Raw genomic sequence first — 21,540 nt, 5'->3', positions numbered from 1 at the left:
CTCGTCGCAAACTGCCTTAACATCTCGCATCGACCAGTCGCCGCGGGGATGCGGCGCATTTGTTCGAGTCTCTTGCTCACGAAAGTCGTTCCGGGGGCGTTCGATAACTCACCGCCGGTCCATGTCGCGCTTGAACTGATCGAAAATCGTCCCGACGCTCTTCTCATATTCGTCGCGCTGCTGGGCACCGGTCTCGAACATCTTACCGAAGATATCGTCGAACGGGTTTCGCGGCCGGCCGCTCGGATTGGTTTGCGGCTGTTGCGGCGCGCTCTGCTGCGGCTGCGGCGCCGGTTGTGCCCCAGGCATGCCGAAACCGCCGCCGCCCTGGCGCAGCATCTCCTCGAAGATCTTGCCGAGCGGGTTATCGCCATAGGGGCTTTGCGTCTGCTGTGGTTGAGTCTGCTGCGGCTGCTGTGTCGCGCCGCCGCCGAACATATCCTGCAGCACCTTGCCGAGCGGGTTTTCGCCGTACGGACTGGGGGCCTGCTGGGGCTGACTTTGCGACTGCTGCGTGCCGCCGCCGAACATGTCCTGCAGCATTTTGCCGAGCGGGTTCTCGCCATAGGGCGGCGGCTGCGGCGCCTGGTTTGTCTGCGGCGCCGGCGCGAGGCCGCCTTGGCGCATCATCTGCTCGATGATCTCGCCGAGCGGATTGCCGCTGCCGCCGAAGCCGGCGGCCTGCATCTGCCCCCCACTCAATTGATTGTTGGTCTGCTTGAACAGCCCGCCCATCATCATCGAGGCCATGGCCGGCAGCATCTGCTGCAGCACCTGCTGGCTCAAACCCGTCGCCTGCGCGGCTTGGGCTGCCACGGCGCGCGACAAATCCTTCGAGCCGAACAGATGGCCGAGTATGCCATTGCCCTCATCGATGCCTTGCGGCGAAAAGGCCCTCGTGGCGTCCTCGAAATATTTGGCGTGCTGGCCGCTCGCCATAGCCGTCATGAACGCGCCCATCCCGTAGGGATCGGCGGTGTTGCGCTGCAGCCCTTGCGAAAATGCCGGCAGCAGCGCCTGCACCGCGGCCTGCGTCTGCTGCATCGAAAGCCCGTATTGCTGTGCCAGCGCCTGTATGCCGGCGCCGTTCTGGGCCTGGGCGAAAATGTCGAACAGGGAAGGCATTTGGGTTCTCCTCCGAGAATATCCTCATCGGAGAGCCTAGTTCGTTTCCATCACCGATTGAAGCGGCTTTTGGCGCCCAACCGCTCGGCGCATGCCGGACGGTTAATACGCATATTCCATGAACACCGGCTCGATCGAGCCGCCCCAGCGCGTGTGGTAGGCCGACAGCATCTCCTCGGCGCTGGTGGTGCCGCGCGCGACCACTTCGTCGAGCGTGTTGAGAAACGACGTCTCGTCATAGCCGTCGCGGTTCTTCTTGGCCCGGTTCTTCAGGCCCATACGCGAGATGGCGAGCACGTCGCGGGCGACGTCGCGCAAGGTGGCGTTGCGGAACGGCGCCGCGATGCCTTGCTCCGGCACGGCGTTGCGCATCGCCAGCGCTTCTTCATAGGTCCAGCTCGAAGTCAGCGCTTCGGCGGCGTCAAGCGCCTGCTCGTCGTAAAGCAGCCCGACCCAGAAAGCGGGCAGGGCGCAGATGCGCCGCCACGGTCCACCGTCGGCGCCGCGCATTTCGAGGAAACGCTTCAGGCGCACGTCGGGGAACAGGGTCGAGAGATGATTTGCCCAGTCGCCCATCGTCGGCAGGCCGTCAGGGAGTTCATTGCGGGCGGCGCCCGCCATGAACTGTCGGAACGTATAGCGCGTCATGTCGTGATAGTGGCCGTCGCGGATGACGAAATACATCGGCACGTCGAGTGCCCATTCGACATAGTCGGCGAAGCCGAAATCGGGCGAGAAGCAGAATTCGAGCATGCCGGAGCGCTGGTTGTCGGTGTCGCGCCAGATGTCGCCGCGCCAGCTCTGCAGGCCGTTCGGCCTGCTCTCGGTGAAGGGCGAGTTGGCAAACAGCGCCGTCGACAGCGGCTGCAGCTTCAGCGACACCTGCATCTTGCGGCGCATGTCGGCTTCGCTCTCGAAGTCGAGATTCACCTGGATCGTGCAGGTGCGGTACATCATGTCGAGGCCCTTGGTGCCGACCTTCGGCATGTAGCGCGTCATGATCTCGTAGCGCGACTTCGGCATTTTCGGCGTATCGGCCAGCGACCATTTCGGGCTGCCGCCGAGGCCGAGGAAGCGGATGCCGAGCGGCTCGGCGATCTCGCGCACCTGCGCCAGATGCGCATTGCCCTCGCGGCAGGTCTGGTGGATCGATTCCAGCGGCGCACCGGAAAGCTCGAACTGGCCGCCGGGCTCCAGCGAGATCGCGCCCTGGCCGGTCGGCTCGACCAGGCCGATGATGCGGCCGGCATCCATGATCGGATCCCAGCCGAGTTTTTCGCGCATTCCCTCGAGGATGGCGCGGATGCCGCGCTCGCCGCCATAAGGCACCGGCGCGTTGCCGTCGACATAGAAGGGGAACTTCTCATGCTCGGTGCCGATGCGCCATTTGTCGCGCGGCTTGTTGCCGTCGGCCAGATAGCCGACAAGTTCGTCGACGCCTTCGATGAGCTGGGTATCGGTTGTGTCGCGCGCCATTAGAAAGCCCTCCGCAGCCATCAGCTGGCCGCCGGGCGCTAGATGGACGAAATGTCAGTAGCCGATCAAGCGAAAAATCCTGAGCCACAGCTCAACTGGATTTGATCTGCATGGCTCGCCTTCCCTTTCCCCTCGAGGATAATCCGAACCCCCTCGCGCAAAACGCGCAAAACTGTTCGCGATGTCCTCGCACACCTGTTCGCGATATCCCCGGTCCAAACAAAGGGAGAAGGCAAGGTCCTACCAGTCGCCGATCGTCGCCTGGATCACAGCCAATGCGGCCACCGCCGCGGTGTCGGCGCGCAGGATGCGCGGCCCGAGCGGGATGGCGGTGACGAAAGGCAGGGCCCTCAGCATCTTGCGCTCGTCCTCGGAAAATCCGCCCTCAGGTCCGACCAGAAGCGCAAGTTTCTTCTCGTTTACCGCCTGCAGGGCCGGCAGCGGATTGTTGGTCGAGGCATCCTCGTCGCAGAAGATCAGCCGCCGCTCCTGGTCCCAACTGGCGAGCAGCCGTTCCAGCTTCTCCGCTTCGCGCACCTCAGGCACTGCCAGGATGCCGCATTGCTCGGCCGCCTCGACGACATTGGCGCGCAGCCGTTCGATGCCGGGCTTCGCCACCTGCGTGTGCTGGGTAATCACCGGCTGCAGCAAGCCTGCGCCCATCTCGACGGCTTTTTGCACCAGGTAATCGAGCCGGCCCTGCTTGAGCGGCGCGAAGCAATAGACGAGATCGGGCAGCGGTGGCTGCGGCCGCTGCAATTCGAGCACTTTCAGCCGGACCGCCTTCTTGGACTTCGCGGCGATCGAAGCCGACCATTCGCCGTCGCGGCCGTTGAAAAGCAGGACCTCGGCGCCTTCGCCGAGCCGCAGCACATGGGCGAGATAGTGACTCTGCTGCTGTCCGGCATCGAATTCGAGGCCGGGCCCAAGGTCGTCCGGCACGAACAGCCGCTGCATTTTGTAATTGGCGCGCATGGCCCAGGCAGGTTCCGCAAAAGTGTCCCGCGGTTTTGCGATCAGAACCAGCGAAAAACAAGGGAATCTAAGCAGATATTCGTGGGATGTCCCACGAATATCTGCTTAGCAATGGGCGAGGCGACGGGCTGCGTCAAGTATCGGCGCTGGGATGCCAGGCCGGCGTGAAACCATGCTTCAATACGGTAATGCTGGTCGTCGGCGTCAGCAGGCGCAGCGGTCGGTCGGCGAGGCGATCGAGAGCAATTGGACTGGCATAGCCCGCGAACGACCATTTGAGTGCCTTGCCGGCACGCAGCGCATAGGCATTGTCGCCGTCCGCGATCATCGTTCCATCGGGCAAGTCGCCAAGCTCCGGCGCGGTCACGGCGGGAGGCCGTCCGCCGGAAGCCAGCCGTTCCTTGTGCAGCCGCTTGTCGACCATCGGCGCGCGCGGCTCATCGATGCCGAGCGCCTCGCCGAAGCGGCCGACGAAATCGGTTGCCCGCTCGCGCCGGCAGAAGAAGCAGGGCCGATGGCCGGCGGCCAAGGCGGTCACCTCGTCGAGGAAGAACAGCTCCGTCCAACCGGCCTTGCCGCCCGGCCTGTTGCGGCCCATCGGCTCGCGCCGCACGTTGCGGAACGCGCAGACGCAGATGATCCAGGCCGGCAAGGCCCAGCGCTTCTTCAAAAGCGTCCTGGTCTCCGGATCATGGATGATGCCGCGATTGCCGGTGAACAGGCCGCGTTGCGGCACGGCATGGATGGCGCCGAAAGGGTCGACCCGGTTCTGCAGTGGCATAGCTTTCTCTCCGGCACCCATCTTGGCTGAAACACGGGCCGCATGATATCGCTCGCCCCAGCGTTTTCATGTCAGCAGGTTTTCGATGCGGGTTTTGGTCGTCCAGAATTTCGACAATGAGGGCCTTGGCCAGATTGGCGCTGCCCTTGTGGAAGCCGGCGCCGATATCGACCTGCGCAAGCCCTATCGCGGCGATAAGCTGCCCGGCGACAGCACCGGGCACGATGCCATCGTGGTGCTTGGCGGCGCCCAGAACGCGCTCGACGACGAGATCTGTCCCTATTTCCCCGCATTGCTCGACCTAGCACGCGATTTCGCCGACAAGGATCGCTCGGTTCTCGGCATCTGCCTCGGCGGTCAGCTTCTGGCGCGGGCTTTCGGCGGCACCAACCAGATCGGCGGGGCCACCGAGTTCGGCTGGCATAAGGTGTCGCTGACGCCGGCCGCCAAATCGGATCCGGTCATGGCGGCGCTGCCCGAGAAATTCCCGATCTTCGAATGGCATGACGACACGTTCGGCCTGCCGGAAAACGCCGTGCGGCTCGCCGGCAGCGCGGTCGCCGAAAACCAGGCCTTCCGCCTCGGCCGCGCCGTCTATGGCTTCCAGTTCCACTTCGAGGCGGATACGCCGATGGTGCGCGACTGGAGCACCTCCTTCGCCGCTATGATCGCCGAGCGTCATCCCGACTGGAACGATCGTCTCGACGACGAACTGGCCCGCAATGGCGCCGACGCCGATAGCGCCGGTCTGGCGATAGCCCGCGCCTGGGTTGCGACGATCTGAACATCCACCCCGATCGGGCGAAGCGTGGCATAATTGGCACGCCTCAGCGCTTCCGTCTGGGGACAACATTCTTCTTTCTTGGTTTGTGTCCGGCCGCTCTTCTAAGAGGGCGCGCTTTGTATCGTCGATGCAACCGCCATGAACCTTTTGTGTGATCCAGCCGACACACCGGCGAAACAGAATCTGCTTAGAAGCGCGAAATCGTCGAAACATTGAGACGCATTTTATCGTTTCAACGCATTGGTAACCGCCTCGTGCCCAGATGCAGAAAGCTTAACCAGAGATGACGTCCGTGAAAGCAGCTCTCCTGTCTTTTGTCATGCTGTCTGCCATCGTGCTCTGCGGCCTGGGCATTTATGCCGCCGACGCAGCGACCAACCACCGCGCCGTCGACGGCTATGGCGTCACCGCCTCGCTGAACTAGGCCACAATCAAAATCGCAAGCAGGCCTGCGCCGGGATCGCGCCTAAAACGCTTTCCCCTGCATGGCGAGGATGCGTTTGTCGCCGCCATTGACGGCCAGCGCGCTTAGCGTTCCGGATTTCCAGGCGAGCGTGTCGACATTGACGCGGTTGGCCTTCACCTCGGCTTCCGGGACGGGCGTGTGCCCGTGCACGATCACCTTGGAAAAAAGCCCTGGATGGTCATGGAAGGCGTCACGGATCCAGATCAGGTCCTGCTGGTTCTGACGGTCGAGCGGCACACCCGGTCTTATCCCGGCGTGGCAGAAGAAGAAGTCGCCGAAGGTCGCCGAAAACGTCAGCGATTGCAGGAAATCGATATGGCTGTGCGGCACCGCTTTCACCAGGGCCATATGTCCCCGGGCGATCGCTTGCGCCTTGCCGTACCAGTGGCCGTCGCGAAGAAGATCGACGCCATAGGACTGCGCCGTCTGCACGCCGCCGTAATTCACGAACAGGCCGTCCGGCTCTGCCTCGGCTAGGAATTCGAGCATGCCGATATCGTGGTTGCCGGCGAGCATGATGTTGCGCGGATCGCGCTTGCGCGTCTCGATCAGGAAATCGATGACGCTTCTGGAATCCGGTCCGCGGTCGACATAGTCGCCGAGATGGATGATGCGCCAGTCCGACCCGGGCGCATGTTCCAGTTCGCTCTCGATGCGCCGATGCATGGCGGCGAGCAGGTCGTGGCGTCCGTGCACGTCGCCGATCGCGTAAAGCCGCATGCCGTCCGGCCCGCGCGCGTCGAGATAATGGATGCCAGGTTCGGTCAAGGCGTACGTCTTTCCCGTGAGGTTCACCGCGGGAAACTAGGGCGGATCGGTGAATAAGGCCTAGCGCCGCAGCTGGTCCTTGCCCATGTCGGTTACCAAACGCTTACCGCACAGCGCCAGCGTGATGTCCATTTCCTTGCGGATGATTTCGAGCGCCTTGGTGACGCCGTCTTTGCCCATCGCACCGAGGCCGTAGAGGAAGGGTCGGCCGATATAGGTGCCCTTGGCGCCGAGGCAGAGCGCCTTGAGCACGTCTTGGCCGGAGCGGATGCCGCCATCCATATGGACTTCGATCCTGTCGCCGACCGCATCGGCGATTTCTTCCAGCACCGAGATCGAGGACGGCGCGCCGTCGAGCTGCCGTCCGCCGTGATTGGAGACCACGATCGCATCGGCGCCAGTCTCAGCCGCCATCAGCGCGTCCTCCTTGTCGAGGATGCCTTTCAGGATGAGCTTGCCGCCCCAACAGTCCTTGATCCAGGCGACGTCCTTCCACGACAGATGCGGATCGAACTGCTCGTTCGTCCAGGACGACAGCGAAGAGACGTCGCCGACACCCTTGGCGTGGCCGACGATGTTGCGGAAGGTGCGGCGCTTGGTACCCGCGATCCCCAGGCACCAGCGCGGCTTCAGCGCAAGGTCGACGATGTTGGCGAGCGTCATCTTGGGTGGCGCCGAGAGACCGTTGCGCACATCCTTGTGGCGCTGACCCAGGACCTGCAGATCGAGCGTCAGCACCAGCGCCGAGCATTTCGCCGCCTTGGCCCTGTCGATCAGATTAAGCACGAAGTCCTTGTCCCGCAGCACATAGAGCTGGAACCAGAACGGCTTTTTGGTCACCGAGGCGACATCTTCGATCGAGCAGATGCTCATGGTGGACAGGGTGAACGGCACGCCGAACGCTTCTGCCGCCTGCGCCGCCAGCATCTCGCCGTCGGCATGCTGCATGCCGGTAAGCCCGGTCGGCGCGAGCGCCACCGGCATCGCTACCTTCTCGCCGACCATGGTCGATTCCAGCGAACGGTTGCTCATGTCGACCAGCACGCGCTGGCGGAACTTTATCTTGCCGAAATCCTCTTCGTTGGCCCGGTAGGTGCTTTCCGTCCAGGCGCCGGAATCGGCATAGTCGAAGAACATCTTCGGCACCTTGCGGCGTGCCAGGTCCTTGAGGTCGGCGATGGTGAGGATTTCGCTCATGGTTGTCCCCGCTGCTTAGGAGCGTTTTCGTGTGGGTTCGATGTCGCCGGCGTCCGAGCGCTGTCTGAGGCGCAGCCTGGACACGCGCTGCCAGTCGCCACTGCGCTCGGCTTCAGCCATCGAGCGCTCGACATAGGTGATGTGGTCCATCGCAGCCTTGCGCGCCGCGATTGGGTCTGCCGCTTTGATCGCGGCATGGATCGCCCTGTGCTGCTCAAGCAGCGCCTCGCGCGCGCCGGGCACGCCGAACACCAGAAGCCTGTTCTGGAACACGCCTTCCGACAGCAGCCGGTAGCAGGAACGCAGCGTGTGCAAAAGGATGATGTTGTGCGCGCATTCGCAGACGGCGTGGTGGAACTCGACGTCGATTTCCGCCTCATCGTCGAAATCGCCGGTCCGGTGCGCCTCGTCCATGCGTGCCATGATGCGGTCGAGCAGGGCGAGGTCCTCTGGCGTGGCGCGGCGCGCCGCGTATTCGGCCGCCACAGCCTCGATCTCGCGCCGGTATTCCAGATAGTCGGTCACCGCCTTGCGGTGCGTGGAAATGAGATCGGTCACCGGCTTGGTGAAGAGCTGGCCGATGACGTCGGCGACATGCGTGCCGCCGCCGGCCTTGGTCGTCAGCAGCCCGCGGCCTTCCAGCGCCTTCAGCGCGTCGCGCAGGATCGGCCGCGACACGTCGAACTGGCGCGCCAGCTCGCGCTCGCCGGGCAACCGGTCGCCGGTGCGCAGCACGCCTTCGAGGATCAGGCTCTCGATCTGCTGCACCACCTCGTCGGCGGTGCGCGAATGCTCGATCCTGGAGAAGATGTCGCTCAACGGAAGGGTGCCTGGGAAGCGGGACGGATGTGGCGCAGATTAAAGCCTCTGTCGCCAACTGGTCAAATTATTTATCCAATTCGTCCAGCCCGTCGCATTGCCGGCCGCGTGCTAACCGGCCGGGACGCAGATATTTTGCTGTTTACGCGTCCCGCCGATTGCCGCAAGACGGCAGGGTTTGCACGAAGGTCGAAACCAGGGGGACCAACCGTGTCCGACGAGATGTCCAGTCTCGAATTCCAACCGCGCGCCCAAGGCAGCGTGATGGGCTTTCCGGCGCATGAGGGACGACCCGGCGCGCTGGGCGAGGTCCATGCCCGCCCGCATCCGCTGATCGAGAAACCGCGCGTGCTGGTCCAGCTCTCCTTCATGACCGAGGGCGGCACCGCGGTCGATCATGCCGTGCTGTCGGAACTGTCGCGGCGGCTGGGCATCGCCGCGCCCGAGCGCAATGCCCGCCATCATGCGATGAAATGGGGCAAGGGCACGCTGCGCTGGGAGCGCCATACGGAATTCTCGACCTATCTCTGGGAAGGGCCGCTGGCCGAAAACGGCCGGGGGCAAGAGGATTCGCCCTTCGGCAATGGCTTCTCGCCGCCCGGCACCGTGATTTCCGGCATCCGTCTGGAAATCCGCAAATGGACGCAGGCGAGCGAAAGGCTGATCGCCGGCTTCGACCCGACCAGCCTGTGCTATTCGCTGGTCGAGCGGGGCGCTGCCGCCATCGTCACCGATTTCCGCCAGGACGGCGACGGCCTGACCCGCATGCTGGTGCTCGATCGCGGCCTGACGCCGGCCAGCACCGGCGCCCTGTCGCAGCGGCTGATCGACATCGAGACCTATCGGACGCTGGCCATGCTTGGCCTGCCAATGGCATTGACGCTGTCAGGCCGCGCCCGTCGCATCGAGGACCGCCTGGCGCAGACCACGCTGGAAATGAAGGCGGCCGAGACCCGCGACAGCCAGACCTTGCTCGCCGACCTCACCGAACTCGCCGCCGAGCTCGAGGCCGACGCCGCGTCCAGCCTCTATCGCTTCGGCGCCAGCCGCGCCTATGACGGCATCGTCACCGCGAGGCTGGAAGCGCTGGATGAAGAGCCGGTGCAAGGCTACGACACCTGGGCGGGCTTTCTCTTGCGACGCATGGCGCCCGCCATGCGCACCTGCCGCTCGGTCGAGGAGCGCCAGGCCAACCTGTCGCGAAAACTCACCCGCGCCACGACGCTGCTGCGCACCTGGGTCGATGTCGATGTGGAGAAGCAGAACCGCGACCTGCTGGCCTCGATGAACAACCGCGCCCGGCTGCAACTGCGTCTGCAGCAGACCGTCGAAGGCCTGTCGGTCGCCGCCGTGTCCTATTATGTCGTCGGCCTCATCGGCTATGTCGCCAAGGGCGCCTCGGTCTTCGGTCACGCTTTCGCGCCCGAAGTGGTCACCGCGGCCTCCGTGCCGGTCGCCATCCTGCTCGTCTGGTGGGGCGTGCGCCGCGTGCGGAAGATGCATTCCGAGCCGGCAAAGCATCCGGGCGAGTAGCGGACAACCATCTTCATGCGCGGGTCTGTCCGCAGCGGCAGATTGCCGCTGCGGAAGCTTGGCGTCACGCTCGCCGCCGAATGCAAGCGAAGCAGCATTTACAACAAAACCGTCGGGCTGGTAAAAGATTTTGACCAGTCAAGAGCGGATGAGGCTGCCCGATGTCCGGCTTAGCCATGCCCAAGCCAGATGCCGAAACGATGCGCCGGCGCGCCGAGATCGTCGCCGACATGCGCATCATCGTGCCGGGCGAGGGCGTCGTCGACGCGGCCAATGAAATGCGCGCCTTCGAGAGCGACGGCCTCACCGCCTATCGGCAGTTGCCGCTGGTCGTGGTGCTGCCGGAAACGGTGGCCCAGGTCTCGCGCGTGCTGAAATACTGCAACGAGCGCAACATCCGCGTCGTGCCGCGCGGCTCAGGCACTTCGCTGTCCGGCGGCGCGCTGCCGCTCGAGGATGCGGTGCTGCTGGTTATGAGCCGCTTCAACCGCATTCTTCAAATCGACTATCCCGATCGCGTCGTCGTGGCCCAACCGGGCGTCACCAATCTCGGCATCACCACCGCCGTCGAGCAGGAGGGCTTTTATTACGCCCCCGATCCATCCTCTCAGATCGCCTGCTCGATCGGCGGCAATGTCGCCGAGAATTCCGGCGGTGTGCACTGCCTGAAATACGGGCTCACCGCCAACAATGTGCTGGGCATCGAGATGGTGCTGATGAACGGCGAGGTGGTGCGGCTCGGCGGCAGCCATCTCGATCAGGAAGGCTACGATCTGCTCGGCGTGATGACCGGCTCGGAAGGCCTCCTCGGCGTCGTCACCGAGGTGACGGTGCGCATCCTGAAGAAGCCGGAGACGGCGCGCGCTCTCTTGATCGGCTTTCCGACCAGCGAACAGGGCGGTCAATGCGTCGCCGACATCATCGGCGCCGGCATCATCCCCGGCGGCATGGAGATGATGGACCGCCCGGCGATCCACGCGGCCGAGGATTTCGTCCATGCCGGCTATCCGCTCGACGTCGAGGCGCTGCTCATCGTCGAGCTCGACGGACCGAGTGTCGAGGTCGACCACCTGATCGGCCTCGTCGAGGCGATCGCCTACAAGAACGGCTCGACCACCTGCCGCATCTCGCAGTCCGAGCAGGAGCGGTTGAGCTTCTGGGCCGGCCGAAAGGCGGCCTTCCCGGCGGTCGGCCGCATCTCGCCGGATTATTACTGCATGGACGGCACCATCCCGCGCAAGGAACTGCCCCGCGTGCTCGCCGGCATGCGTGATCTCTCCGAGAAATACGGCCTCGGCGTCGCCAATGTCTTCCACGCCGGCGACGGCAATCTGCACCCGCTTATCCTCTATGACGCCAACGTGCCGGGCGAGCTCGACAAGGCCGAAAGCTTCGGCGCCGACATTTTGCGCCTTTGCGTCCAGGTCGGCGGCGTCTTGACCGGCGAGCATGGCGTCGGCGTCGAGAAGCGCGACCTGATGCCGGAAATGTTCAACCAGGTCGACCTCGACCAGCAGATGCGGGTGAAATGCGCCTTCGACCCCAACCACCTGCTCAACCCCGGCAAGGTGTTTCCGCAGCTGCGCCGCTGCGCGGAGCTTGGGAGGATGCATGTGCATCGGGGGCAGGTCGCGTTTCCGGATATTCCGAGGTTTTGATGAAGACTCAGGATCAAAGTTCCTCGCCCCCGCAAAGCGGGGGAGAGGTGGCTCGGGCAAAGCCCGAGACGGAGAGGGGGGCGGCCTATCAGCCAAGCCGCCGCTCGCCCGAGAAAATTGCCCGCGCCCGCGCGCTTCGTAGCGGCGACAACCATGCGGAAGCGATCCTCTGGAACGAACTGAAGGCAAGAAGGCTAGGCGGATACAAATTCGTTCGCCAGATGCCCATCGGTCCGTATTTCGCGGATTTTGCGTGCAGGAGCGAAAAGCTGATTGTGGAACTGGATGGCAGCCAGCACGCGGACAGTTCGTACGACAGGCGGCGGGATGAATTCATGCGGGGCGAGGGCTTCTCGGTTTTGCGGTTTTGGAGCTTCGATGTCTTGAAGAACAAGAGGAGCGTTTGCGAGACGATCTTTGCGGCGTTGGAAGGACGGCTTGCCGAAGACGTAGTTGCTGCCGACCTCAGGTTTGTTTTCGCAACCAGGAAGACGGGAGATAGCGCTCTATGATGGCCCCCTCTCCGTCTCGGGCTGCGCCCGAGCCACCTCTCCCCCGCGTTGCGGGGGCGAGGAACCCAAGCTTTCCAAGGTCGCAACGTCGGCGGTCGGTGTTTCCTCGCCTCCATGAAATGGGCGAGAGGTGTGCGCGTAGCGGACAGAGAGGGGGCAGCGCTGCCATATGCGATTGCCCTGGCCTCGCTGGGGCGAGGAAAGGCGCCCCCTCGTGACCACCTTCACCCCATCTTCTTCCGCCGAAACCCTCTCCACCATCCAATGGGCAGCCGCCGAGGAAACGCCGCTCGAAATCCTCGGCCATGGCTCGAAGCGCGGCATCGGCCGCCCATTGCAGACCGAACACACACTCGACTTGTCGCACCTCATCGGCGTAACCCTCTACGAACCGGCCGAGCTCGTGCTGTCGGCCCGTGCCGGCACGCCGCTCGCCGAGATCGAAAAATTGCTTGCCGAAAACGGCCAGCAATTCGCGTTCGAGCCGATGGACTACGGCCCGTTGCTCGGCGGCGAGCCGGGCCAAGGGGACAAGAACGGCACGATCGGCGGCGTGCTGGCTTCGAACCTGTCCGGCCCGCGCCGCCTCAAGGCAGGTGCAGCGCGCGACCACATTCTTGGCGTCGCCGCCGTCTCCGGACGCGGCGAAGCCTTCAAGTCCGGCGGGCGCGTGGTCAAGAACGTCACCGGCTACGATCTCTCCAAGCTGATGGCGAACAGCTGGGGCACGCTCGCCGTCTTGACCGACGTCACCTTCAAGGTCCTGCCGGCCGCGGAAACGGAAGTGACCTTGGCCATACGCGGCCTGCTCGACGATGCCGCCGTGGCCGCAATGGCGCTGGCGCTCGGCTCCAGCGCCGAGATTTCGAGCGCCGCGCACCTGCCGGAGCGCATCGCCGCGAAGGTTGCCGGCGGCAAGCATGGCAGCGATGCTGCCACGCTGTTGCGGGTCGAGGGATTTGGCCCGTCGGTCGTCTATCGCATCGAGGCGCTGAAGCGGCTGCTTGGCAAGGCCGGGCCGCTCGAGGAGATCGCCGGCGAGGCCTCGAAGGTGATCTGGCGCGACATCCGCGATTGCCGGCCCTTCGCCGATGGCGGCGCGCGGCCGGTCTGGCGCGTCTCGATGGCGCCATCCGCGGCGCATCACGTGGTGATGGCGCTGCGCATGCAGGCGGCGGTCGATGCCTTCTATGACTGGCAGGGCGGTCTGGTGTGGCTGTCGATGCGCGAGGACGATCCGGAGGCCGATCTGTTGCGCGGACTGATCCGCAAATATGGCGGCGGCCACGCGACGCTGGTGCGCGCATCCGCGCCGCATCGGGCGGCGCTGCCGGTGTTCGAGCCGCAGCCGCCGCATCTCGCGGCGTTATCGGCGCGGCTCAAGGCCGAGTTCGACCCGAAGCAGATTCTCAACCCCGGCCGCATGGCCTAAAGCAATTCCAGGAAAGTGTGAAACGGTTTTCCGTCCGGAATTGCGTCTAACAGAGACGGCGATATGCAGACCAATTTCTCCGCCGCGCAGCTTGCCGACCCGCATGTCGCGGAATCGGAAAAGATCCTGCGCAAATGCGTGCATTGCGGCTTCTGCACCGCCACCTGCCCGACCTATGTGACGCTGGGCAACGAGCTCGATTCGCCGCGCGGCCGCATCTACCTCATCAAGGATATGCTGGAGAACGGCCGGCCCGCCGATAAGGAAATCGTCACCCATATCGACCGCTGCCTCTCCTGCCTCGCCTGCATGACGACATGCCCCTCGGGCGTGAACTACATGCATCTGGTCGACCATGCCCGCGCTCATATCCAGGAGACCTATAAGCGCCCGCTGCATGACCGGATGACGCGCGCCATGCTGGCCTTCCTGCTGCCTCACCCGAACCGCTTCCGCGCCGCGCTGAAGCTCGCCGGGCTTGGCCGGCCGTTCATCGGCCTGTTCGAAAGACTGCCGGCACTGAAGCCGGTGGCGGCCATGCTGAAGCTGGCGCCCGCGTCGATCCCGCCGGCATCGCCGCTGGCCTTGCCCGGCACGCATGCCGGGAAAGGCGCAAGGCGCGGCCGTGTCGCGATCCTCACCGGCTGCGCGCAGTCCGTGCTCGATCCGGCGATCAACGAGACGACCATCTCTTTGCTGACAAGATTGGGCGTCGAAGTCGTGGTGCCGGAGGGCGAGGGCTGCTGCGGCGCGCTCGTCCATCACATGGGCCGTGAGGATCAGGCCCTTGCCTCGGCCAGGCAGAATGTCGACGCCTGGACGCGCGCCATCGAGCAGGGCGGGCTCGACGCCATCATCATCACCGCGTCCGGCTGCGGCACGACGATCAAGGATTATGGCTTCATGCTGCGCCTCGATCCGGCTTATGCCGAAAAGGCGGCGCGCGTCTCGGCTCTCGCCGAGGACGTCACCGAATATCTCGCCGCTCTCGATCTGCCCGAGCCGGTGCGCAAGCCGGGTACGGTCGTCGCCTACCACTCGGCCTGTTCGATGCAGCATGGCCAGAAGATTACGCGTCAGCCGAAGGAGCTTCTCGCCAAGGCGGGCTTCGTCGTGCGCGAGCCGCGCGAGGGACATCTGTGCTGCGGCTCGGCCGGCACCTACAACATCCTGCAGCCCGAAATCTCCGCCAAGTTGCGCGACCGCAAGGTGAAGAACATCGAGGCGACCGGGGCCGAAATCGTCGCTACCGGCAATATCGGCTGCATCACGCAGATTGCGTCCGCAGCGAAACTGCCGGTGGTGCATACGATAAAACTGCTCGACTGGGCCTATGGCGGCGAACCACCCCAAATGAGTTGATCGCAAGACGCTTGCTCGTAACAATAGCGGGATGACCGATTTGGAAATCCTGGAAATCGAAACTGTAGTTCGGCTGCTCTCGAAGACGCCGCGCCTGACCCTTCAGGCGCGCTATGAAGATTGCACGGCAATCACCGCGCGGCATCTCAAGGACGGATCCGAATTCCTTTTTGCACTGATCAAGGCAGCGATCGAATCCGGCGTTCACCAGGCCACTTTGATCGAGGATGCTGTTTCGTTTCTAGACGATGCTCATCTGATCCGCCTCGCATTTTTTCTGCAAGGGGAGGTGAAACGCGGGATCGATGTAGAACATCTCTTATCCCAGGTTATGCTGCAGGCACCAGAATTGTTCCCTGACAGCGCACTGGCCACCAGCTACGATTTTGCGGATTGGCAGACCCATGCCGATCCCCGCTCACCTCCAGCATGTCACCATTTTATCTTTGAAGGAGGCGCCCCGGACGGCCCGTCTTTTCCAACACGCCTCAATCATCCTACCTGGCATTTGCCGACGGCGGGGCAGCCATTCACGATCGGTGGTGCAGGAGCAGATCAGTGTCCTGCCTGCGGCGGAACGCTGGTGCATCTGATCACCTTGGACGACTTCTGCGTCCCGAATTTATCCCTTCCTCGGCTATGCATTGAGACGTGCCAAGGCTCGCTGGAGCCGACCTATTATGCGCACGATGCAGAGGGCAGGCCGACCCCGATTGCGCCGTTTCATTCCGATAATGATTTCACGCCCGAGCCGATGACAAGGAAGAGCATCGTCCGTCTGGCGCCCACGCCGCCGCGCTGGCTCAGACAGTCCTGGGGGACCAGCAATTCGCGGCAGAATCTGTTCCGGCTCGGCGGGCTGCCGTCATGGGTTCAGGGACCGCAGTCCCCACTGGTCCCTGGAACCGATCGGGAAATGAAATTCCTGCTGCAGTTCGATTCGCTCGCCGGCTTCTTCTGGGGCAGCGGTGGCATGCTCTACGTCTTCTGGGATGAAGAAAGCCGCATCACCTGCCACGTGCCGCAATACACCTGACGGCTATCGCCTACTCCGCCGCGAGTTGATCCGGCACGCCATAAGTCGCGCGATAGAGCGCGCGCTGGCGGTTCAGCGCCACCATCGTGTTGCGCAACAGGATCGCCACGGTGAGTGGGCCGACGCCGCCCGGCACCGGCGTGATCCAGGAGGCCACGTCCTTGACGCTGTCCGTGTCGACGTCGCCGACGATGCGGGTTTCGCCGTCGGATCCGACCTCGGAATTGATGCCGATGTCGATGACGGCAGCGCCCGGCTTCACCATGTCGGCCTTGATCAGCCTGGGCTTGCCGACGGCGACGAACAGCGCGTCCGCGCGCCGCGCATGCGCCGCCACCGATCGCGTCATGTGATGGCAGACCGTCACCGTCGCGCCTTCGCTCATCAGCAGGAAGGCAATCGGTTTGCCGACGATCTCGGAATGGCCGACGACGACCACTTCGAGCCCCTGGAGCTCGAGGCCGGTTTCCTTGAGCAGCTCAACCGAGGCAGCCGCGGTGCAGGGCGCCAGGTCGAGCTGGTTGTAGACGATGTTGCCGATCGAGGCCGGATGCATGCCCTCGACGTCCTTCAGCGGATGCACCGCCGCCTGCAGCGTCTTGATCGGGATATGCGCCGGCACCGGCCGCTGGATGATGATTCCGGTGACGCGCGGGTCGGCGTTGAGGCCGTGGATCGCAGCTTCAAGTTCGCCGGCGGTGATGTCGGCGGCAAAGCGCCGCTCCTCGAAGGAGATGCCGGCAAGGGCTGCCTTGGCGCGCTGGTTGCGCACATAGACATCGACCGCTGCGGTATCGCCGACGGTGATCGAGACAAGCTTCGGCGGGAAACCTTCGGCCGTGGCGATCGCTGCGTCCTCGCGCACCGAAGCGATGATGCGCTGGGCGACCGGGCCGCCTTTCAGGTAGCGGCTGTCGTCGGTCCGGGTCATGGCTGGCACCTCTGCCTTCTGAGGCAATTCAAGGAAAGGCGCACTGCCCTCCGGAATTGCGTGACTATCAAGATTTGTGCACTGCAATAGCAGAGGAGCGCCGGGAAATCAGCCCCGGAAACGAAATGCCCTGCTTTCGGGGCGACTTGCCACCTCATGCATGGAAAAAACAAAAAACGAAAAAGGCAGCGCGGTTTCCCTGCGCTGCCTTTTCGCGACTGGCCGTATCCCCACACGGCCCGTCCCCCATAAACCCCTTCGCTGGTTAAAGCACATCCCGCAGGATGGCACTATGACTTGGCTGCAACAGCATCAGACAAAAAGTGCTGCGCCGTCTAACCAGCTGATTCGCTGCGATTATATCACCTCGACCGTGGTCCCGACATTCACGCGCTCGTAGAGGTCGACGACATCTTCGTTGCGCATGCGGATGCAGCCGGAAGAAACCGCGCCGCCGATCGTCCAGGGCTGGTTGGTGCCGTGGATGCGGTATTCGGTGGTGCCGAGATAGAGCGCGCGCGCGCCGAGCGGGTTCTCGATGCCGCCGGCAAGATAGGTCGGCAGGTAACGGCCCTTGGCCGCCTCTCGCTTGATCATCTCCGCGGGCGGGCGCCAGTCCGGCCAGACCTTCTTGTCGGTGATCTTGTGGGTGCCCGACCATTCGAAGCCGGGCTTGCCGGTGCCAACGCCGTAGCGCCGCGCCTTGCCGTTCTTCTCGATCAGGAAGAGGAAGTTCTGGTGCGTATCGATGACGATGGTGCCGGGCTTCGCCGGCCCGTCATAGGCGACTTCCTGAGGCAGGTAGATCGGATTGATCTGCGGCCGCATCACTACGCGCTTGGCCGGCTGCTGCACGGCCGCCGTGCGCTGCTGGTCGGGCTGCGCCTGGAAGAGGCGCCTCAGCGGCTGCTGCGTTGCCTGCCGCGTCGGGCGCACGATGCCCGGCGCGTGGCCAAGCTGCAGCACCCAGGGAGCCGAAAGGTCGGGGCTTACCATCACCGGCGGCACATCGGCATAGCGGTCATTGGCAAGGGAAGTCGTGGCGCCGGCGGCAAGAATGGCCACCGCGCCGAGCAGGGAACAAAACGCTGTCTTCATGGGAACGCACCTTGATCGAACTCATCCGGGGCGGCGAGGGCGCCGTCGGTTTCGCGATCCTTGGCGCGGAGCGGCAAGCAAAACATGAATCGGAATGCGTAAAATGCCGCTTTGTCAGTAAACCTTTTGGTGTGGTTACCGGCCGGTTCAGGAATCTGGTAAAGCCGCGGTAAAAGTGGCGCTGAAGCGCATTAACGAATGGATCTGCTGACGATGGCGATTGAAAATACCGGCATTCTCGATGGCCCGGACGGCAGGGCGCGCTGCTTCTGGCACGGCAATTTGCCGGACTATCTTCATTACCACGATCACGAATGGGGCCGGCCAGTGACGGATGATCGCCGGCTGTTCGAAAAGATCTGCCTCGAAGGCTTCCAATCGGGCTTGTCGTGGCTGACCATCCTGCGCAAGCGCGAGAATTTCCGCGAGGCCTTCGCCGGTTTCGACTTCGACAAGGTGGCGGCGTTCACCGACGCGGATGTCGAGCGCCTGCTCGGCAATGCCGGCATCATCCGCCACCGCGGCAAGATCGTTTCGACCATCAACAACGCCAAACGCGCCCGCGAGATGGTCGACGAGTTCGGCTCGCTTGCCGCCTGGTTCTGGAAGTTCGAGCCGGGTCCGGGCGAGCGGCCCGAAATCGTCGACCTGGCGCATCTGCGCGCCAACCCGACGACGGCGGTGTCGGTCAGGATATCCAAGGAATTGAAGAAGCGCGGCTGGAGCTTTGTCGGCCCGACCACGGTCTATGCCTTCATGCAGGCGATGGGCCTGGTCAACGACCATCTCGAAGGCTGCTACTGCCGGGCAGAGGTGGAGAAAGAGCGCAAGACGTTCAAGCGGCCGAAGTAGGGGTGCTTTCTTCCTTCTCCCCTTGCGGGAGAAGGTGGCCGCGAAGCGGCCGGATGAGGGGTGTTCCAGGGAATGCCAGCGTCTCACTCCGCCGGAAGAGACGGCAAGATTGCCAGCGTCTCACTTCGTTGGAGCACCCCTCATCCGTCTCGGCGCTAACGCGCCGATCCACCTTCTCCCACAGGGGGAGAAGGAAAAGAGGCGCGCTACTTCTCGAACCTGCCCTTATGGCCGCTGCCGTTGATGTCCCAGACCAGACTGGAGCCGGACACCGTCAGCACCAGTCCGCTGAAGCCGCTGTCGTCGGGCGTATGATGCGTGGAGGCGGAGCTGCGGCCTGCCGGTATGACCTCGACAGTCGAGCCCTTCCGCACCCAGCAGCCCTTGCCGTACTGGTCGTTGGCGCCATAGGCGAGCGCGAATTCGAAGCTGCCGTCGTTCTTCAGCAGCAGTTCTGAACCGACCTCCATGACGCCGTTCAGGTAATAATGGCCGGCAAGACGGGCATCACCCGCCTGGCAGGCATTGGCGGCAACGGGCATGCTACAGAAAAGCGCGCCGGCAAGCGCGTACGCGAATTGCAGATGCATGATGATCCCCCGATCGTTAAGTGAAAGTCAGACGCTGCCGGCGCCGGCCAGGAACAGTCCGGCAATGATCGCCGCCACCGCCGCGAAGGCCGGATAGATCACCAGCAGACCGGTCACCAGCGCGTCGCGCACGGTGGGCTTGCGCGCCTCGGCCGCGACCTCGAATGGCCCGGCCGGCTGCTGGGCCGGCTTGAGCATAAAGCCGCCGGCAGGGCGCAGCCTGGCCGATGTGCCGCTCTCGATAATGTCGTTAGCTGTCGTCATGGCCCCGGACCCCTCGTTTCGACGCGCTTTAATGGTCGCCGATTGTGTCGGCAGCATGCCGCGCCGACGGCGGAATTGTTTCGTTTTTCGCGTGGTTTGTTTCAGTTTTTCCTTCTTCCCTTGTGGGAGAAGGTGGCCGCGAAGCGGCCGGATGAGGGGTGCTCTAGGGAATGCCGAGGCCTCACTCCGCTGGAACACCCCTCACCCGTCTCGGCGCTAACGCGCCGATCCACCTTCTCCCATAAGGGGAAGGCGAGGCGCTAACCCTTGCCGCTCCAAGCGGCATCGTTTAGGAAACGCGCGCCCATTGACCAGAAAGACCGATCCCATGGCCGACAAATCGGAAAAGACGAAAGCGCGGCTGCCGCGCGGATTTGCCGACCGCAGCGCCGAGGATATTCGTGCCGTCGAGAAGATGATGGCGACTATCCGCTCGGTCTACGAGCTCTACGGTTTCGAGCCGGCCGACCAGCCGATGATCGAATACACCGATGCTCTCGGCAAATTCCTGCCCGATCAGGACCGGCCGAACGAAGGCGTGTTCTCCTTCCAGGATGATGACGACCAGTGGCTGTCGCTGCGTTACGACCTGACCGCCCCGACGGCGCGCTTCGTCGCCGAGAATTTTGACAAGCTGCCAAAACCCTATCGCAGCTACCGCTCCGGCTGGGTGTTCCGCAACGAGAAGCCTGGTCCCGGCCGCTTCCGCCAGTTCATGCAGTTCGACGCCGACACGATCGGCACGCCGGGCGTCGCCGCCGACGCCGAGATGGCGATGATGATGGCTGACGTGATGGAAGCGCTCGGCATCAAGCGCGGCGACTACGTCATTCGCGTCAACAACCGCAAGGTGTTGGACGGCGTGCTGGAAGCGATTGGCCTTGGCGGCGACGAGAACATTGGGCGCCGACTGCAAGTGCTGCGAGCCATCGACAAGCTAGACAAGTTTGGACCACAGGGGGTGAAACTCTTGCTGGGCAAGGGTCGTTGGGATGGCGGCAAGGAAGGCGAAGGTGATTTCACCAAGGGAGCCGGCCTTGACGATGTCCAAGTTGAGGCCGTCCTTTTCGCTACCGCAAAGCCTGATCGAGCCAGCGAGGGCCACCAAGATTCGGCTATTCGAGCGAGCCAATTCTTCAATGACGGTCTGGCTGAATTGTCGACTATCGAAGCTTTGGTCAGGGCCGCTGGCTATGGCGAAGACCGCATCGTGATGGATCGCTCCGTCGTGCGCGGCCTCGAATACTACACCGGCCCGGTCTTCGAGGCCGAGTTGCTGGCCGAGATCCCCAATGACGAAGGCCAAATCGTGCGCTTCGGCTCGGTCGGCGGGGGCGGGCGCTATGACGGGCTGGTCTCGCGCTTCCGCGGCGAGCCGGTGCCGGCGACCGGCTTCTCCATTGGCGTTTCGCGGCTAATGACGGCGCTGAAGAACCTCGGCAAGCTCGACGCCTCCGATGTCATCGCGCCGGTCGTGGTGCTGGTCATGGACAAGGACACCGAAAGCCTCGGCCGCTACCAGAAGATGGTTGCCGACCTGCGCGCCGCCGGCATCCGCTCCGAAATGTATCTCGGCGGCGCCGGCATGAAGGCGCAGCTGAAATATGCCGACCGTCGCGGCAGCCCGGTCGCTATCATCCAGGGCGGCGACGAGCGCGCCAAAGGCGAGGTGCAGATCAAGGACCTGATCGAAGGCGCGCGCCTGTCGGCCGAGATCGCCGACAATGCCGAATGGCGCGCGGCAAGGCCGGCGCAGGTGACGGTGGCGGAGAGCGAGCTGGTTGGCGAGGTGAAGAAGATCCTGGCGGCGCAGGCTGAGGAGCGCGCACGTGGCCGATAGGGCGCCGACCTCCCCTTCTCCCCTTGTGGGAGAAGGTGGCC

General features: G+C 63.9%; 22 protein-coding genes. 11 read left to right on the top strand and 11 right to left on the bottom strand.

Annotated elements, in window-relative coordinates; translation table 11 throughout:
- Positions 1 to 108 precede the first annotated feature (108 nt).
- The 4 genes from LB526_RS20665 to LB526_RS20650 all read right to left on the bottom strand — a co-directional run bounded on the left by LB526_RS20665 (position 109) and on the right by LB526_RS20650 (position 4,357).
- Entirely contained in the window at positions 109 to 1,125 is a 1,017-nt protein-coding gene (locus LB526_RS20665) for a DUF937 domain-containing protein (protein WP_224629538.1), read from the bottom strand.
- A 102-nt stretch (positions 1,126 to 1,227) separates the two neighbouring features.
- Positions 1,228 to 2,601: a glutamate--cysteine ligase gene (locus LB526_RS20660; protein ID WP_224629536.1), complete on the bottom strand. Its 1,374-nt coding sequence runs from the start codon at positions 2,599 to 2,601 to the stop codon at positions 1,228 to 1,230.
- Between the two features lie 240 nt (positions 2,602 to 2,841).
- Positions 2,842 to 3,576: a 16S rRNA (uracil(1498)-N(3))-methyltransferase gene (locus LB526_RS20655; RefSeq protein ID WP_224629535.1), complete on the bottom strand. Its 735-nt coding sequence runs from the start codon at positions 3,574 to 3,576 to the stop codon at positions 2,842 to 2,844.
- A 133-nt stretch (positions 3,577 to 3,709) separates the two neighbouring features.
- Positions 3,710 to 4,357: a hypothetical protein gene (locus LB526_RS20650; RefSeq protein ID WP_224629533.1), complete on the bottom strand. Its 648-nt coding sequence runs from the start codon at positions 4,355 to 4,357 to the stop codon at positions 3,710 to 3,712.
- An 85-nt stretch (positions 4,358 to 4,442) separates the two neighbouring features.
- Here LB526_RS20650 and LB526_RS20645 point away from each other — a divergent pair, with 85 nt between their 5' ends.
- Both LB526_RS20645 and LB526_RS29650 read left to right on the top strand, forming a co-directional pair.
- A complete protein-coding gene (locus LB526_RS20645) occupies positions 4,443 to 5,141 on the top strand; it encodes a type 1 glutamine amidotransferase (protein WP_140839440.1) in 699 nt (232 codons plus the stop codon).
- A 292-nt stretch (positions 5,142 to 5,433) separates the two neighbouring features.
- Positions 5,434 to 5,565 (top strand): hypothetical protein, encoded by a 132-nt coding sequence (locus LB526_RS29650; protein ID WP_263481599.1) that lies wholly within the window; start codon positions 5,434 to 5,436, stop codon positions 5,563 to 5,565.
- A gap of 42 nt (positions 5,566 to 5,607) precedes the next feature.
- On the opposite strand, the gene LB526_RS20640 is transcribed toward LB526_RS29650, so the two are convergent.
- From LB526_RS20640 to LB526_RS20630, 3 genes are read right to left on the bottom strand one after another with little or no spacing between them, the layout of a single operon-like run.
- Positions 5,608 to 6,375 (bottom strand): metallophosphoesterase, encoded by a 768-nt coding sequence (locus LB526_RS20640; RefSeq protein WP_224629532.1) that lies wholly within the window; start codon positions 6,373 to 6,375, stop codon positions 5,608 to 5,610.
- A gap of 60 nt (positions 6,376 to 6,435) precedes the next feature.
- A complete protein-coding gene (locus tag LB526_RS20635) occupies positions 6,436 to 7,572 on the bottom strand; it encodes an alpha-hydroxy acid oxidase (RefSeq protein WP_224629530.1) in 1,137 nt (378 codons plus the stop codon).
- Between the two features lie 15 nt (positions 7,573 to 7,587).
- Positions 7,588 to 8,391, bottom strand: a complete 804-nt coding sequence (locus LB526_RS20630; RefSeq protein ID WP_095769968.1) for an FCD domain-containing protein — start codon at positions 8,389 to 8,391, stop codon at positions 7,588 to 7,590.
- Positions 8,392 to 8,601: 210 nt separating this feature from the next.
- On the opposite strand from LB526_RS20630, the gene LB526_RS20625 reads away from it, so the two are divergent.
- The 6 genes from LB526_RS20625 to LB526_RS20600 all read left to right on the top strand — a co-directional run bounded on the left by LB526_RS20625 (position 8,602) and on the right by LB526_RS20600 (position 15,924).
- Entirely contained in the window at positions 8,602 to 9,924 is a 1,323-nt protein-coding gene (locus LB526_RS20625; RefSeq protein ID WP_224629529.1) for a DUF3422 family protein, read from the top strand.
- A gap of 161 nt (positions 9,925 to 10,085) precedes the next feature.
- Entirely contained in the window at positions 10,086 to 11,582 is a 1,497-nt protein-coding gene (locus LB526_RS20620) for an FAD-linked oxidase C-terminal domain-containing protein (protein WP_224629527.1), read from the top strand.
- Positions 11,582 to 12,094 (top strand): endonuclease domain-containing protein, encoded by a 513-nt coding sequence (locus LB526_RS20615; protein ID WP_224544229.1) that lies wholly within the window; start codon positions 11,582 to 11,584, stop codon positions 12,092 to 12,094. Before LB526_RS20620 ends, LB526_RS20615 begins: the two co-directional genes overlap by 1 nt.
- Before the next feature lie 214 nt (positions 12,095 to 12,308).
- Positions 12,309 to 13,526, top strand: a complete 1,218-nt coding sequence (locus LB526_RS20610; RefSeq protein ID WP_224629526.1) for an FAD-binding protein — start codon at positions 12,309 to 12,311, stop codon at positions 13,524 to 13,526.
- Between the two features lie 63 nt (positions 13,527 to 13,589).
- Positions 13,590 to 14,888: a glycolate oxidase subunit GlcF gene (glcF, locus tag LB526_RS20605; protein WP_224629524.1), complete on the top strand. Its 1,299-nt coding sequence runs from the start codon at positions 13,590 to 13,592 to the stop codon at positions 14,886 to 14,888.
- 31 nt (positions 14,889 to 14,919) lie between these two features.
- The gene (locus LB526_RS20600; protein WP_224544232.1) at positions 14,920 to 15,924 is read left to right on the top strand and encodes a hypothetical protein; all 1,005 of its coding nucleotides are present in this window, start codon (positions 14,920 to 14,922) and stop codon (positions 15,922 to 15,924) included.
- A gap of 10 nt (positions 15,925 to 15,934) precedes the next feature.
- Here the strand turns inward: LB526_RS20600 and LB526_RS20595 are convergent, their stop codons facing one another.
- Positions 15,935 to 16,855 (bottom strand): bifunctional 5,10-methylenetetrahydrofolate dehydrogenase/5,10-methenyltetrahydrofolate cyclohydrolase, encoded by a 921-nt coding sequence (locus tag LB526_RS20595; protein WP_140839426.1) that lies wholly within the window; start codon positions 16,853 to 16,855, stop codon positions 15,935 to 15,937.
- 357 nt (positions 16,856 to 17,212) lie between these two features.
- Complete coding sequence (locus LB526_RS20590; RefSeq protein WP_224544233.1) at positions 17,213 to 17,953, bottom strand: L,D-transpeptidase; 741 nt, start codon at positions 17,951 to 17,953, stop codon at positions 17,213 to 17,215.
- 11 nt (positions 17,954 to 17,964) lie between these two features.
- On the opposite strand from LB526_RS20590, the gene LB526_RS20585 reads away from it, so the two are divergent.
- On the top strand, positions 17,965 to 18,126 hold the full coding sequence (locus LB526_RS20585; protein ID WP_224544234.1) for a hypothetical protein: 162 nt from the start codon (positions 17,965 to 17,967) through the stop codon (positions 18,124 to 18,126).
- Positions 18,127 to 18,166: 40 nt separating this feature from the next.
- The gene (locus LB526_RS20580) at positions 18,167 to 18,805 is read left to right on the top strand and encodes a DNA-3-methyladenine glycosylase I (RefSeq protein WP_224544235.1); all 639 of its coding nucleotides are present in this window, start codon (positions 18,167 to 18,169) and stop codon (positions 18,803 to 18,805) included.
- Positions 18,806 to 19,011: 206 nt separating this feature from the next.
- On the opposite strand, the gene LB526_RS20575 is transcribed toward LB526_RS20580, so the two are convergent.
- Both LB526_RS20575 and LB526_RS20570 read right to left on the bottom strand, forming a co-directional pair.
- Positions 19,012 to 19,395, bottom strand: a complete 384-nt coding sequence (locus LB526_RS20575) for a hypothetical protein (protein ID WP_224544236.1) — start codon at positions 19,393 to 19,395, stop codon at positions 19,012 to 19,014.
- Positions 19,396 to 19,422: 27 nt separating this feature from the next.
- On the bottom strand, positions 19,423 to 19,659 hold the full coding sequence (locus tag LB526_RS20570; RefSeq protein WP_095769977.1) for a hypothetical protein: 237 nt from the start codon (positions 19,657 to 19,659) through the stop codon (positions 19,423 to 19,425).
- Positions 19,660 to 19,987: 328 nt separating this feature from the next.
- On the opposite strand from LB526_RS20570, the gene hisS reads away from it, so the two are divergent.
- Complete coding sequence (hisS, locus tag LB526_RS20565; RefSeq protein WP_224629566.1) at positions 19,988 to 21,499, top strand: histidine--tRNA ligase; 1,512 nt, start codon at positions 19,988 to 19,990, stop codon at positions 21,497 to 21,499.
- Positions 21,500 to 21,540: the final 41 nt, after the last annotated feature.

The sequence above is a fragment of the Mesorhizobium sp. CA6 genome, assembly GCF_020165035.1.
GTDB lineage: Bacteria > Pseudomonadota > Alphaproteobacteria > Rhizobiales > Rhizobiaceae > Mesorhizobium.
Note: the sequence above shows the minus strand (reverse complement) of the source record. Positions and strands in the feature narration are given on the sequence as shown.